Source organism: Riemerella columbina DSM 16469 (genome assembly GCF_000374405.1).
Lineage (GTDB): Bacteria > Bacteroidota > Bacteroidia > Flavobacteriales > Weeksellaceae > Riemerella > Riemerella columbina.
This window is the reverse complement of the sequence record NZ_KB894240.1, coordinates 43,072-56,802: the sequence shown is the minus strand read 5'-3', so window position 1 is coordinate 56,802 and position 13,731 is coordinate 43,072. Positions and strand designations below refer to the sequence as shown.

At 34.6% G+C, this 13,731-nt stretch carries 15 protein-coding genes; 13 read left to right on the top strand and 2 right to left on the bottom strand.

What is annotated here, in order from left to right; genetic code table 11:
• Positions 1-2: 2 nt before the first annotated feature.
• From C237_RS0107240 to C237_RS0107190, 11 genes are all read left to right on the top strand, one after another.
• Positions 3-1,034 carry an NADH-quinone oxidoreductase subunit G gene (locus C237_RS0107240; RefSeq protein WP_018675835.1) on the top strand — a complete coding sequence of 344 codons (1,032 nt, stop codon included), beginning with the start codon at positions 3-5 and terminating at the stop codon, positions 1,032-1,034.
• Between the two features lie 2 nt (positions 1,035-1,036).
• Positions 1,037-2,101, top strand: coding sequence for an NADH-quinone oxidoreductase subunit NuoH (gene nuoH, locus C237_RS0107235; RefSeq protein WP_026315558.1), 1,065 nt, complete (start codon positions 1,037-1,039; stop codon positions 2,099-2,101).
• A gap of 70 nt (positions 2,102-2,171) precedes the next feature.
• Positions 2,172-2,702, top strand: coding sequence for a NuoI/complex I 23 kDa subunit family protein (locus C237_RS0107230; protein WP_018675833.1), 531 nt, complete (start codon positions 2,172-2,174; stop codon positions 2,700-2,702).
• On the top strand, positions 2,702-3,199 hold the full coding sequence (locus tag C237_RS14820) for an NADH-quinone oxidoreductase subunit J family protein (protein WP_018675832.1): 498 nt from the start codon (positions 2,702-2,704) through the stop codon (positions 3,197-3,199). The genes C237_RS0107230 and C237_RS14820 overlap by 1 nt, the downstream gene beginning before the upstream one ends.
• Before the next feature lie 6 nt (positions 3,200-3,205).
• The gene (gene nuoK / locus C237_RS14815; RefSeq protein WP_018675831.1) at positions 3,206-3,532 is read left to right on the top strand and encodes an NADH-quinone oxidoreductase subunit NuoK; all 327 of its coding nucleotides are present in this window, start codon (positions 3,206-3,208) and stop codon (positions 3,530-3,532) included.
• Positions 3,533-3,539: 7 nt separating this feature from the next.
• The gene (gene nuoL, locus C237_RS0107215; protein WP_018675830.1) at positions 3,540-5,432 is read left to right on the top strand and encodes an NADH-quinone oxidoreductase subunit L; all 1,893 of its coding nucleotides are present in this window, start codon (positions 3,540-3,542) and stop codon (positions 5,430-5,432) included.
• A 4-nt stretch (positions 5,433-5,436) separates the two neighbouring features.
• Positions 5,437-6,921, top strand: a complete 1,485-nt coding sequence (locus C237_RS0107210; RefSeq protein WP_018675829.1) for a complex I subunit 4 family protein — start codon at positions 5,437-5,439, stop codon at positions 6,919-6,921.
• A gap of 26 nt (positions 6,922-6,947) precedes the next feature.
• Positions 6,948-8,333, top strand: a complete 1,386-nt coding sequence (locus C237_RS0107205) for an NADH-quinone oxidoreductase subunit N (RefSeq protein WP_018675828.1) — start codon at positions 6,948-6,950, stop codon at positions 8,331-8,333.
• A 245-nt stretch (positions 8,334-8,578) separates the two neighbouring features.
• Positions 8,579-9,160 carry a Crp/Fnr family transcriptional regulator gene (locus C237_RS0107200; RefSeq protein ID WP_033398775.1) on the top strand — a complete coding sequence of 194 codons (582 nt, stop codon included), beginning with the start codon at positions 8,579-8,581 and terminating at the stop codon, positions 9,158-9,160.
• A 142-nt stretch (positions 9,161-9,302) separates the two neighbouring features.
• The gene (locus C237_RS0107195) at positions 9,303-10,121 is read left to right on the top strand and encodes a GLPGLI family protein (RefSeq protein WP_026315556.1); all 819 of its coding nucleotides are present in this window, start codon (positions 9,303-9,305) and stop codon (positions 10,119-10,121) included.
• Between the two features lie 95 nt (positions 10,122-10,216).
• A complete protein-coding gene (locus tag C237_RS0107190; RefSeq protein ID WP_018675825.1) occupies positions 10,217-10,450 on the top strand; it encodes a hypothetical protein in 234 nt (77 codons plus the stop codon).
• Between the two features lie 102 nt (positions 10,451-10,552).
• Here C237_RS0107190 and C237_RS0107185 read toward each other — a convergent pair whose 3' ends face one another.
• Complete coding sequence (locus C237_RS0107185) at positions 10,553-10,996, bottom strand: universal stress protein (RefSeq protein WP_018675824.1); 444 nt, start codon at positions 10,994-10,996, stop codon at positions 10,553-10,555.
• 60 nt (positions 10,997-11,056) lie between these two features.
• Positions 11,057-11,662: a fumarylacetoacetate hydrolase family protein gene (locus C237_RS0107180; protein WP_018675823.1), complete on the bottom strand. Its 606-nt coding sequence runs from the start codon at positions 11,660-11,662 to the stop codon at positions 11,057-11,059.
• Positions 11,663-11,780: 118 nt separating this feature from the next.
• Here C237_RS0107180 and C237_RS0107175 point away from each other — a divergent pair, with 118 nt between their 5' ends.
• Positions 11,781-12,425: a ComF family protein gene (locus tag C237_RS0107175; protein ID WP_018675822.1), complete on the top strand. Its 645-nt coding sequence runs from the start codon at positions 11,781-11,783 to the stop codon at positions 12,423-12,425.
• 312 nt (positions 12,426-12,737) lie between these two features.
• Entirely contained in the window at positions 12,738-13,712 is a 975-nt protein-coding gene (locus C237_RS0107170; protein WP_018675821.1) for a ribonucleotide-diphosphate reductase subunit beta, read from the top strand.
• Positions 13,713-13,731 lie beyond the last annotated feature (19 nt).

Below are 13,731 nucleotides of genomic sequence, written 5' to 3'. Positions count from 1 at the left end.
ATATGAGCGAAGAGATTAAAAAATTTAAAGTCACCATAGACGGACAAACAACCGAAGTTGCACCAGGAACTAGTATCTTGGAGGCGGCAAGACAAATCGGTGGGAAATCTGTACCGCCAGCCATGTGCTATTATAGCAAACTGGAAACCAGCGGTGGGCGTTGTCGTACTTGTTTGGTAGAAGTTTCTAAAGGTTCTGAAGCAGATCCGCGCCCGATGCCTAAATTGGTAGCGAGTTGTCGTACTACTGTGATGGATGGTATGGAAGTGAAGAACTTAACCTCTGAGAGAACTCAAGAAGCACGAAAAGCCGTTACGGAATTTCTATTGGTTAATCATCCATTAGACTGCCCTATCTGTGACCAAGCAGGAGAGTGCCATCTCCAAGATTTAGGTTATGAGCACGGCGTGGAAAATACCAGAACAGAGTTTGAAAGAAGAACTTTTGAACCAGAAGACATCGGTCCTTATATTAAATTGAATATGAACCGTTGTATCCTCTGTGCCAGATGCGTATTGGCAGCCAACCAGCTGACCGATGAGCGGGAGCACGGCATTTTATTCCGCGGTGACCATGCCGAAATTTCAACTTACCTCAATAAAGCCTTAGACCACGAGTTTATAGGCAATGTGATAGATGTATGCCCTGTGGGTGCGCTTACGGATAAAACTTCACGCTTTGCCAGCAGAGTATGGTTTACTAAACCGATGAACGCCACTTGCCAATGCGACAAATGTAGCGGTAAGGCGGTGCTTTGGATGAAAGGAGATGAAATCATCCGTGTAACGGGTAGAAAAGATGAGTATGGTGAAGTACAAGAATTTATCTGTAATGATTGTAGATTCCACAGAAAAGATTTGAAGTATTGGAATGTAGAAGGACCAAGACATATCAGTAGACATTCGGTCATCTCTCTCAACCATTACGAAAAGAAAACCAACAACTACGAACTTATCGACTACGAATCCGCAAAAGAAGTGAGCGTAAAAGATGAGGCTAGACTAGAACCAAAAATTAAAGACGAAGAAAGATAATTATGGAGTTAATAACTTTTAAATTGATATTAGTTGTATCGCTTTTCATTTTGTCTCTTACCGTAGCGGCTTACTCTACATGGGCAGAGAGAAAAGTAGCTGCCCTAATGCAAGATAGGGTAGGACCTAATAGAACGGGACCCTTAGGATTGCTTCAACCATTAGCAGATGGAGGTAAGTTTTTCTTTAAAGAAGATTTTATTCCGAGAAATGCGGAAAAATTTCTCTTTATTTTAGGACCAGGCTTGGTGATGTTTATTTCCCTAATTACAGGTGCTGTTATCCCTTGGGGAAAAAGTTTAAACATCGGCGGGGAGTCCTTTAGCCTTCAAGTGGCTAATATAGATGTTGGCGTATTGTACCTTATTGGTATGGTTTCGGTTGGGGTTTATGGTATTATGATTGGTGGCTGGGCTTCTAATAACAAATACTCTTTGATTGGTGCTATTCGTGCGTCTTCTCAAATGATTTCCTACGAGTTAGCGATGGGCTTAGCACTATTATCCATTATTATGATGGCAGGGTCTTTAGATTTAAAAGTGATTACAGAGGCACAAACCCATGGTAATATCTGGGGTGTAATTCCTACAATTTCTGGAATGAATTGGAATATTTTCTACCAACCTATTGCCTTTCTTGTGTTTTTTGTAGCGGCATTGGCAGAGTGTAACCGCCACCCGTTCGACCTTCCAGAGTGTGAAACGGAATTGGTTGCAGGGTTTATGACGGAGTATTCTGCAATGAAGCTAGGCTTGTATATGTTTGGGGAATATGTGAATATGTTTATTTCTAATGCTTTAATTGTAGTATTGTTCTTTGGTGGTTACAATTATCCAGGGATTGACTGGGTAACTTCTAACTACGGGGAAAATATTGCGGGTATTCTAAGCATTGTGGCTTTCTTATCTAAAGTATTTTTTGGTATCTTTGTATTTATGTGGATCAGATGGACTTTACCGAGATTCAGATACGACCAATTGATGCATTTAGGATGGAAAACTTTAATCCCATTAGCATTAGTGAATTTATTAGTGACTGGGGCAATGATTTTAGCCTTTGGTGCATAATTAAAATTAAATAAAAACAGATAGAGACGAGCATTGGGCTTAGCCTCAATCTAATACAATATAAAATAGGATGAAACTAACCAATAGATCAAAAGTGGTTTCTAATAAAAAGATGACTTTGGCGGAAAAAGCCTATCTTCCAGCAATTGCGAAGGGAATGGGAATTACGCTAAAACATTTTTTTAAGAAAGATAAAACCATTCAATATCCAGAAGAAATAAAACCTCGTGCAGCCGTATGGCGTGGGCAACATGTCTTAAAAAGAGATGAAGAAGGAAGGGAGCGTTGTACCGCTTGTGGACTTTGTGCTGTAGCTTGTCCTGCGGAGGCGATTACCATGACGGCGGCGGAGCGTACCAAAGATGAAAAACACCTTTATCGCGAAGAAAAATATGCGTCTACCTACGAGATTAATATGCTAAGATGTATTTTCTGTGGCATGTGCGAAGAAGCTTGTCCTAAATCGGCAATTTACCTTACCGATCGTTTGGTGGATGTAGAGCCAAGTCGTGGATTATTCGTTTATGGTAAGGATAAGTTGGTAGAAAAAATGGATCATAGAATAGATATTACCGAACGACAAAAAAAATCTTATAACTAATGGAATTAATTGTTTTTTATATTATTTCAGGTTTAGCGGTAGCCAGTGCAATTTATTTTGTAGCGTCTAAAAATCCGCTGTATAGTATTTTGTCTTTGGTGGTGACTTTCTTCTCTATTGCAGGGCTTTATATTTTGCTCAATGCTCAGTTTTTGGGTATTGTACAGATCATTGTCTATGCGGGAGCGATTATGGTTCTGTTCCTTTATGTCTTAATGATGCTGAATTTAAAAGCACAAGATGAAGGTAAAAAGCACAATGTGATGAAATTTGCAGGCGTATTCTCTGCGGGATTATTATTGGTAGGCTTTTTAGGAATGCTAAAAGGCTACACGGGTAACCAACTTCCAACAAGTGAAGTTGCACAAGGGGTTGGATTAACCAAAAACTTAGGTCAATTATTGTTTAACGAATATGTATTACCATTTGAGTTAGCTTCTATTTTGATTCTTTCGGGGATTGTAGGTGCGGTATTAATTGGTAAAAAAGATATATAAATTATTATGGAAGTCAATACTTTTGTAGAACATATCCCATTAACTTATTTCGTAGCCTTGTCGCTATTTTTATTTTGTTTAGGAGTTTTGGGTGTTTTGTTGAGAAAAAATGCGATTGTGATTTTGGGTTGCGTAGAGTTGATGCTCAATTCTGTCAATTTATTATTGGTAGCGTTTTCAACTTACTATGGCGATGCCCATGGACAGATGTTGGTATTCTTTATTATGGTGGTAGCTGCAGCAGAGGTGGCGGTAGGATTAGCCATCATCACAATGATGTATAGAAATACCAAGTCTGTAGATATCAGTTTACTTAATAAATTAAAAGGATAAAAGAAATATGGAAAATATAATTTATGCAATTGTTCTTTTTCCTTTGATGAGCTTTTTAATCAATGGGTTATTAGGGAAAAAGTTACCAAAACTAATAGTAGGAGGTCTTGCCACTGCGGTAGTATTCACTTCTTTTGTGCTATCGGCGTATTTATTTACACAGTTTAACGCCGATTCCCCTGCATTAGTGGTGAAAGCGTTTGAGTGGTTTAGAGTGAATGGGGTATTGGTTAATTTCGGTTTCCAAGTAGACCAGTTATCTTTGATGATGATGATGATCATTACAGGGATTGGCTCTTTGATCCATCTTTACTCTATTGGTTATATGAGCCACGACGAAGGATTTTATAAATTCTTTACTTACTTAAATTTATTTATCTTCTCGATGCTATTATTAGTTATGGGAAGCAACTACCTTATCCTATTTATCGGATGGGAAGGGGTAGGACTTTGTTCTTATCTATTAATTGGCTTTTGGTACAAAAATGTAGAGTATGGTAAAGCAGCAAGAAAAGCCTTTATCATGAACCGTATTGGGGACTTAGGTTTATTAATTGGGATATTTACTTTAGCCTATCAAACCAATGCGGTGGACTATATGAGCATCTCTCAGAATGCCTCTATGTTTGAACCAGATGGGGCTATTATTACCTTTATCACTTTAAGTTTATTTGTTGGTGCCGTAGGTAAGTCGGCTCAGTTACCATTATTTACATGGCTTCCAGATGCGATGGCAGGACCAACGCCTGTATCCGCATTAATCCACGCCGCTACGATGGTTACCGCTGGTATTTACCTGATTGTGCGTTCTAATGTATTGTATTCTTTAGCACCTACGACCATGGATGTTATTCTTATCGTAGCATTATTAACGGCTGGTATGGCAGCATTTATGGCATTAAGACAAAACGATATTAAAAAAGTATTGGCATATTCTACAGTCTCTCAATTAGGATTTATGTTTGTAGCGTTAGGTGTTGGAGCCTATACTGCAGCCATGTTCCACTTGATGACGCATGCTTTCTTTAAAGCCTTATTATTCTTAGGCTCAGGGTCTGTAATCCATGCGATGAGTGGTGAGCAAGATATGCGCTATATGGGCGGTCTTAAAAAATATATTCCAATTACCCATATTACTTTCTTTATTGGGACTTTAGCCATTTCGGGGATGCCATTATTCTCTGGGATGATTTCGAAAGACGAAATTTTAGTTTCTGCTTATGCTAAACATCCTATATTTTGGTTTATTCTATTTGTAATTGCGGCTATGACGGCAACTTACATGTTCCGACTATATTATTTAACTTTCCATGGGGAGTTTAGAGGAACAGAAGAGCAAAAGCACCATTTACACGAAAGCCCGCTGAATATGACTTTACCATTAATGGTATTGGCAGTACTTTCAGTAGTAGGTGGTTTCATTAATTTGCCTCATTTTATAGCTCATGGTGAGTTTAAAAATCTACACCATTGGTTAGAGCGTTTATATATTAATCCACCTCACCTAGAAGAAGTTCCTTTCGTTAGAGAAATGGTGTTATTAGGGTTTACGGTACTGATGTTTGTACTGGTTTGGATTGGTGTAAGATATCTTTATGTAGTGAAGAAAAAACAACCACAGGAGCATTACAAAGGTTGGGAAAAATGGTCAGCACACAAATTATATATTGATGAAATTTATAATGCGATGGTTGTAAAACCGATAGAAGAAGGTTTAGGCAGAGCGTCGTCTGTGTTTGATAAAGGGTTTCTAGACCGATTGGTGAATGGTGTGGGACTTGGAGCCATTGGCTCTGGTAAAGCGTTCAAAAGACTACAAAATGGAAATGTAGAAACTTATATTTTCATTATGTCTTTGGCGATAGGTATTATTTTAATTATTAACTTTTTAGTTCTATAATATAATGTTGTTATTATTGTTATTATTACCTCTTGTAGGTTCGGGATTGGTTTTTGCGTGGAAAGGTAATCAGAGCAAATACTTAGCATTATTAGTTGCGGTAGCACAGTTGTGTCTATCGGTAGCGATGCTTTGTCAGTTCAATTATTCAGATGCTATAGATGGCGAAATGCAGTACCAACTTCAGTATGATTGGAGTGTTTTGATTCGTAGCAGTCTGCACTTCGGGATAGATGGTATGGGCATGCTTCTGGTATTGCTTACGAATATTCTAGTGCCTCTCATCATTCTATCTTCTTTTAATGAAAAGTATTCTTATAGAAATAGTTTCTATGCTTTAATCTTGCTGATGCAGTTTGGATTAATTGGAGTATTTACAGCATTAGATGGATTGTTATTCTATGTATTCTGGGAAGTTACACTAATTCCAATTTGGTTTATTTGCGGAATTTGGGGTCAAGAAGATAAAAGAATTAAGGTAACCACGAAGTTTTTTGTATACACATTCTTTGGGTCATTATTTATGTTGGTTGGTTTAATTTATTTATACAACCATGCCGATTCTTTTGCCTTAATAGATTTATATCGTGCTGCAATGAGTTCGGAACAACAAGTTTTTGTATTCTGGATGATATTTTTAGCCTTCGCGGTTAAGTTGCCTTTGTTTCCATTGCATACTTGGCAACCAGATACCTATACTTATGCACCAACACAAGGCTCTATGTTGCTATCAGGGATTATGCTAAAGATGGCGGTATTTGGATTATTAAGATATTTATTACCGATTACACCCGATGCTTTTCTTGGCATTTCTGGAAAAATCGTTATGGTAATGGCAATTTGTGGTATTATCCACGGTGCGCTGATTGCAATTGTAAATAACGATGTTAAAAGAATTATCGCTTACTCTTCTTTATCGCATGTTGGATTAATGGTAGCGGGATTAATTGCTTCTGCTATTCTTACCGTTAATGGTGCTTTCACTTATGAAGGAGGGGAAGGAGCTTTAGTGCAAACCTTTGCCCACGGTATTAATGTGGTAGGTTTATTCTATTGTGCTGATATTTTAATGAAACGATTCAATACGAGAGATATTAGAGAAATGGGCGGTTTAGCGAGAGTAGCGCCTAAATTTGCCGTACTATTTATGATTATTCTAATTGGGTCTATGGCAGTGCCTTTAACCAATGGCTTTATCGGGGAGTTTATATTGCTAAAAGCGGTATTTGATTATAATACTTTAGCGGTGTTTGTATCTGGACTTACGGTAATTTTATGTGCGGTTTATTTGTTAAGATTGTATGGAAAAGCCATGTTTGGGGAAGGTAATGACGCCGTTTTATCACAAGCTAAAGATGTGTCTGCAGTAGAATTTACCGTATTAGCCATTCTTTCGGTATTTGTTCTTGTATTAGGCGTTTATCCAAATATTATTATTGAAATGGTGGGAAGTTCGTTGAAGTTGATTTATACCTCAATGATAAGTTAGTAAAAAAGATAATTTAAGAAAAAGAAATGAGCGTTTTAATTATTATATTCATCACAGCGGTTGTGGCATTATTCACAGGCGTTTTTAACCTAGGAAAATATGCCCGTTATGTTGGCATTATAGGACTAGGAGCCGCATTATACATGAGTTATATGCCAGAGTTGGCATTCTTCGAGAAATACGAAGCCATGTATCAATTTAATCCTAATGCAGTATTGTTTACAAAAGTAGCAGTAAGTATTACCATGCTGATATTCTTCGTTGCAGGATTTGCATTTAGCAACCACAGAAGTCATCAGTCAGAACTCTACGCTTTGATGCTATTTTCGCTATGTGGAGCCATTACTCTATTTGGATTTCAAAGTTTAGTGATGCTATTTATTGGTGTAGAAATTCTATCGATTCCACTTTATGTAATGGCGGGAAGTTCTAAAACCAATCTTCGTTCCATAGAAGCCTCCATGAAATATTTCTTAATGGGAGCATTTGCTACAGGTTTCTTATTATTAGGTATTGCGTTAGTTTATGGTAGTGCCCATAGTTTTGCCATCGAAAATATAGGATTTTATAGTAGCATTGCAGGAAACAATCCAATGTTCATTATTGGAGTATTGATGATGCTATGTGCTATGGCATTTAAAGTGTCTTTAGCACCATTTCATATGTGGAGTCCAGATGTTTATCAAGGTGCCCCATCATTGATTACAGCATTTATGGCATCAGTGGTTAAAATTGCAGGATTTTATGCCTTATTCAAAGTACTGACGATATGCTTTATGGGCAGTTATTCAGTTTGGATTGATGTAATGGCAGCGTTGGTGATTATTACTTTAATCTTGGCTAACCTTATGGGCTTGGCACAGTCTAATGCTAAAAGAATGTTGGCTTATTCTAGTGTATCTCATGCGGGGTATTTAGGCTTAATATTTTTTGGATTTAATGTTTTTTCAAATTACAATTTAGCCTTTTATTTATTTGCCTATTCTATTGCAACGGTAGGGGTATTTATGTGCCTAATTTGGGTAGAAAAACTGAAAAGAGAAACCTCTTACGAAGCCTTTAATGGATTGGCTAAAACAGAGCCTTTATTGGCAGTCGTAGCATCAGTATCTTTATTGTCTATGGCGGGAATACCGCTTACCGCGGGTTTTGTGGCTAAGTTTAGTTTGTTTAGTCAGGCTATTTCTGGGCGTGCTACATTGTTGGTTATCATTGCAATTTTAGGGTCAGCACTAAGTATCGCGTATTACCTAAGATTAATTATAGCGATGTTCTTTCACACCGAAAGTAGTTTTAAAACCAGTGAACGCGTGAGTATCACTTATAATATTGTAGCAGTAGTAATCATACTTTTAATAGTAAGTATTGGTGTGTATCCAGATTTGTTTGCTATGCTTACTAAATTATACTAATTAATAAAACAAAATATATAAAGCTCCGAAGCACCTATGTTTCGGAGTTTTTTATGTGTCCATAGTTTAAATTTTATAGTTTAAAATTAGATATTTCAATCAATTTTACTGTTAATGTGAAATTTAATAACGATTATATTTATTATATTTGTAACAATAAACTTTATATATATTTAAAAAATAAATATTTAACCTATGTAAAAAATGTCTTGTCAATATTTATCAAAAGCATAAAATTAATGAAAATGGATTATGAAAAACTAATTAATTTATTTAATCAATACGGAGAAATAACTAGAGTTGAAGAACAAATTATTAAAATCTATTTTACACCGTTAAAAGTAAAGAAAAAACAAATTTTGGTTGAGCGAAGTACTCCCTGCAATGAATTATTTTTCTTGAATAGTGGAATTTTAAGGTCTTTTTATATTAATAAAAATGGAAAAGAAGTTACACGAATGATTGCTTGGGAAAATAGGTTTCTTACAAATATTGTTAGTTTTAGAAATTTTGATGCAAATAATGAAACTATAGAATGTATAATGGATGCAGATATTTTGAGTGTTAAAAAGAAGGACTTTGAAAAAATTTTGTCTATAAATATGAACTTAAAAAGTATTTATACTGATATTTTAGAAATATATACAGCATTGAACATACAACGATTTGAAGCTCTCAATACATATGATTTGAGTGAAAAATTTTTACATTTAAAAGAGCATTTCCCTCATCACCTTATAAAATTATTAAATGATAATATATTAGCATCTTTAATGGGTATTTCAAGAGAGTATTTGGTAAAAAATAAACATTTTTTATACGTATAATATTATTATTTTAGCAACGGTTGTTTTTTAGTGAATAACTAAAGTGAATTCAGTAGCTACGAATTGTGGGAATTTTACCTGTTTAACCCAAATAAATAAAAGGAAAATTAGTTTTCCTATATTTTAATAAAAATTTCTAAATATGAAAAATACAATCTTTCTTTCTTTCATTTTATTTACAAGCATTTCATTTGCTCAGACTCATCGTTTTTTTTATGAATTAATAATACGGAAGCCAACCGATACATTAACAATAAATATGATTTTAGATATTGATCAAAAAATGACAAAATTCTATGATGAAGAATTCCTTACTATTGATTCTTTAAATAGATCTACAAAATCAGAATTGCAAACGAAATCAGAATCCGACCAATTATTAATAAGAGAAACTAATAGCTCTTTTAACAATCAATATCACAGTCATACCTACGATTATTATATAATCAAATCTAATGACGAAATGAAATGGAGATTAGAAGATGAGACAAAGAAGATAAAGAATATTACCTTACAAAAAGCAAGTACTAGTTTTGGTGGTAGAACCTGGATAGCTTGGTTTGATTCAAACATTCCTCTTCAAGAGGGTCCTTATAAATTTAATGGATTGCCAGGTTTAATATATGAAATATATGACTCTCAAAACCTTTTCCACTATTCGTTGGTGAAAAATAAAAATCTTCCTATAGTCTATAATACAAATAATTTTTTAGAGACGCACTATGGAAAAAAACCTATTTTAGTTTCTCACGAACAATATCAGAAAGTAAAACTTGACTATTACAATAATATTGTTGAGATTTTAAAAGAATTTTTAAGAAAGGGAGGGTCAATTGCTTCTGAAGATGATTTAAGTTCTTCCGAAGAAATTGAACAAAAAAGAAAAAGTCTACAAAGAGCTATAAAGAAAAATTATTTTCCTCTAGAAGTGGATAAGGCTATTCCATATCCTAAAAATTGATTCTAAGAGAGAGTAAAAAAATAGAAGTTTCTGTTTTTTTATTTCAATAATCACATGGAAGCAAAATCAATTAAAAACAAAGGGGTAGGCTAGTCGTGGCTGCTGGCTTAACTATTAATCTTGCGTTGGGAATACTTTATTCATGGAGTGTATTTAAGGATAGCATTTTAAAGTCTATAGAACAAGGTGGCGAGGATGCGTTTCATTGGGATAAATCTTCTCTTAATAATCCATACGCGGTTTGCGTTTTAGCAGGACTTAGCTTATTGCTAAAAAAAGATGGAAGTAAAACAACAGTAGAATTAATATCAATATCTTCTAAACTATAAAATTGGCAAAAGATTAACTTCTGAATTAAATAAACTTTAAAGCTAATCTTTTGCCAATGCTTTATCTCAATTGAAGGATAAAGATGTTATATGTATTATTTTTTAATTATTTTTATGACAAGGAATCACCAGTACTGGAATAGGCGAACTCTTAGTAAGGTCTTTGGTTAAGCTACCTACAAATACATCGTAGATACCACTTCTGCCATGAGAACCCATCACGATATAATCGGCATTTTTCTCTTCGGCATGACTTAAAATAATATCTTTCGCTACTCCTTGTTTTAAAAGATGTTCGCAGTCTACGCCTTGGGCAATGATTCTTTGTTCCAGTTCGTTGAGCTGTAATAATTCTTGTTTAATTTCGTTTTTTTCAATTTCTGGAAAATACTGGAATCCCATATCGCCAATAGCAAATCCCAAATCCGATGGTGCCACATGGATAAGGCAGATTTTTCCGTTAGTTTCTTTAGCAAATTTCACAGAGGCATCCACCAAATGGTCGGTAGATTCGCCAAAATCGATAGGTAAAATTATAGTTGTCATAATGATTATTTTTTCTTCTATAAATTTACGGAAAAAAATTAAATCTACAATAATAAGCGCCTACAAAATTCTAATATCCAATACTTTTTTATCTGCTAGATAGCCTTCTAATCTATCATTTTCATTCACTTTTCCTACTCCTTTTGGTGTTCCAGTAAATATTAAATCGCCTACACGAAGGGTAAAAAATTGAGAAGCATAAGCGATAATTTTTTCAGCAGAAAATAGCATCATTTGGGTATTGCCATTTTGCACTATAGTTTTATTCTGATGTAATTGAAACTGAACGGATGAAAGGTTAAACTCAGATTTATCAAAAAATGGACTCACGACTGCTGAACCATCAAAGCCTTTGGCAACTTCCCAAGGTAATCCTTTTTCTTTTAGTTTAGATTGCAAATCGCGGGCGGTAAAGTCTATTCCCAAAGCGATTGTGTCAAAATGTTTGTGTGCATTTTCGGGTTGAATGTATTTGCCACCTTTAGAGATTTTTAAAACGATTTCTGCTTCGTAATGAATGTCATTAGAAAAGTCAGGAAGATAGAAGTCATTGCTTTTAAGTAAAGCCGTATCGGGTTTCATAAAAAGTACGGGTTCTTTAGGGACTTCGTTGTTGAGTTCTTTAGCATGTTCGGAATAGTTTCTACCAATGCAAATGATTTTCATGAGACTAAGGGATATTTTATACGATGATTAAATTTAATTCTTTATTACAAAATAATCACAAATGATTGATTTACACAAGTTAATATTTTTAATATATTTGTAAGTAAATTATTGTCAGATGTTTACAGAGTTATTATTTCCAAACCGATGTATTGGTTGTTCTAATGTTATAGAGCCACAGGGAGTAGTATGTTGGGCATGTTATCAAGACCTACCATTTACGCATTTTTCCTTTGATAAGGATAATGACTTTTATAAAAAGTGTCAATTGAATTTTCCTTTAGAGGAAGCCTTTGCATTAATGCATTATGACGAAGGTAATCTGGCACAACAATTAATTCATCAACTAAAATATAAAGGGATGCAGCGGGTGGGGGAGTATTTAGCCCACGAGGTTGCCGAGCGTATGCCAAAGCCATTTGTAGATGTATTGGTTACCGTTCCGCTACACCCTAAGAAACTAAAGGAGAGGGGTTATAACCAATTGCATCTTTTAGCAAATACGCTCTCTAAAATTTGGAATATACCACATGATTCAGATATTCTTAAAAGAAATTTTTATTCTAAACCTCAAGCTCAAAAAGACAAAACCCATCGTACCTACACCAAAGATTTATTTTCATTAAATAAAGTAATCACCCATCAGCATATGTTGTTAATTGACGATGTCTATACTACGGGAAACACTATGAATAAAGCCGCTTGGCAAATTTTAAAGCAACATGAAAATAAAATTAGCGTTTTAGTCTTAGCTATAGATTGATTGTAGTGTTTAGTTGTGGATTACTTTTAGGTAGTTATTTTTAAATAGTTGTTTAAATTGATATTCTCAAAAAACCACAAAGTATTTACTGTTGGTGACTTACGGATTGTGGAAAACTTTTTGGTAAATTTATATGCTTAAAAACCAAAATTTTAAACATAAAATAGATTTTCTCACTTTTAATTTAAATATTTATATTCTATCTTTGTAAGCACACTTGATGGAAAATAGATTTTCTTAACTATTTGTAAATCAGTGTTCTGTTTTATTATTCATCAATTTGAATTTTTATTAACCTAAAGCCACATAGATATGGGAATTTTCGATAAACGCGTTAGTTATAAGCCATTTGAATATCCAGAAGTTTTACAATTTGTAGATTCTATCAACAAATCGTTTTGGGTACATTCGGAAGTAGATTTCACCGCCGATATTCAAGATTTCCATTCACAACTGGAGCCGCATGAAAAAAATGCAGTTAAACATGCCCTTTTGGCAATTGCCCAGATTGAAGTCTCGGTAAAAACCTTTTGGGGGAATTTATATAACCATATGCCAAAGCCAGAACTCAATGGTCTCGGCTCTACTTTTGCAGAGTGCGAATTTCGCCATAGCGAAGCCTATTCTCGTTTGCTAGAGGTGCTAGGGTATAATGATGAATTTAGAAATGTGGTGGAAATTCCAGCGGTTAAAAAAAGAATTGATTTCCTTAGCGAAGTTTTAAAACACGCCAATTCCACAACGCCTAAAGAATATGTGTCTTCGCTGTTGTTATTTTCAATTTTAATAGAGAATGTATCCTTATTCAGCCAATTTGCAATTATACTATCCTTTACAAGGTTTAAAGGGTATATGAAAAATGTATCCAACATTATTGCGTGGACGAGTGTAGATGAACAAATTCATGCCAATGCAGGGATTTATTTAATTAATAAAATCCGTGAGGAGCAGCCAGAACTTTTAACCGACCAAGATATTGAAGAAATTTATAAATTAGTAGACACATCTCTATCTGTGGAAAGTGAAATTTTAGATTGGATTTTTGAACTAGGAGAAATCGATAAAGTATCTAAGAAAGATTTACTCAACTTTATGAAATATAGAGTGGACGATTCTCTTAAAAAAATTGGAATGCAACCCAAATATAATATTACCGCAGAAGAATATCGACCAATGCAATGGTTTGAGGAAGAGGTGTTTGCCAACTCTCTAGACGATTTCTTTGCAAAGCGTCCCGTAGACTATACCAAGCATGATAAGCCTATTACGGCAAATGATTTATTTTAATAAATTTAATTTAGCACTA

What these genes read in the sequence shown, in the direction of transcription:
- C237_RS0107240 (WP_018675835.1), top strand. Translation starts at nt 3, where the DNA reads ATGAGCGAAGAGATTAAAAAATTTAAAGTCACCATAGACGGACAAACA.
- nuoH (WP_026315558.1), top strand. Translation starts at nt 1,037, where the DNA reads ATGGAGTTAATAACTTTTAAATTGATATTAGTTGTATCGCTTTTCATT.
- C237_RS0107230 (WP_018675833.1), top strand. Translation starts at nt 2,172, where the DNA reads ATGAAACTAACCAATAGATCAAAAGTGGTTTCTAATAAAAAGATGACT.
- C237_RS14820 (WP_018675832.1), top strand. Translation starts at nt 2,702, where the DNA reads ATGGAATTAATTGTTTTTTATATTATTTCAGGTTTAGCGGTAGCCAGT.
- nuoK (WP_018675831.1), top strand. Translation starts at nt 3,206, where the DNA reads ATGGAAGTCAATACTTTTGTAGAACATATCCCATTAACTTATTTCGTA.
- nuoL (WP_018675830.1), top strand. Translation starts at nt 3,540, where the DNA reads ATGGAAAATATAATTTATGCAATTGTTCTTTTTCCTTTGATGAGCTTT.
- C237_RS0107210 (WP_018675829.1), top strand. Translation starts at nt 5,437, where the DNA reads ATGTTGTTATTATTGTTATTATTACCTCTTGTAGGTTCGGGATTGGTT.
- C237_RS0107205 (WP_018675828.1), top strand. Translation starts at nt 6,948, where the DNA reads ATGAGCGTTTTAATTATTATATTCATCACAGCGGTTGTGGCATTATTC.
- C237_RS0107200 (WP_033398775.1), top strand. Translation starts at nt 8,579, where the DNA reads ATGGATTATGAAAAACTAATTAATTTATTTAATCAATACGGAGAAATA.
- C237_RS0107195 (WP_026315556.1), top strand. Translation starts at nt 9,303, where the DNA reads ATGAAAAATACAATCTTTCTTTCTTTCATTTTATTTACAAGCATTTCA.
- C237_RS0107185 (WP_018675824.1), bottom strand. Translation starts at nt 10,996, where the DNA reads ATGACAACTATAATTTTACCTATCGATTTTGGCGAATCTACCGACCAT.
- C237_RS0107180 (WP_018675823.1), bottom strand. Translation starts at nt 11,662, where the DNA reads ATGAAAATCATTTGCATTGGTAGAAACTATTCCGAACATGCTAAAGAA.
- C237_RS0107175 (WP_018675822.1), top strand. Translation starts at nt 11,781, where the DNA reads ATGTTTACAGAGTTATTATTTCCAAACCGATGTATTGGTTGTTCTAAT.
- C237_RS0107170 (WP_018675821.1), top strand. Translation starts at nt 12,738, where the DNA reads ATGGGAATTTTCGATAAACGCGTTAGTTATAAGCCATTTGAATATCCA.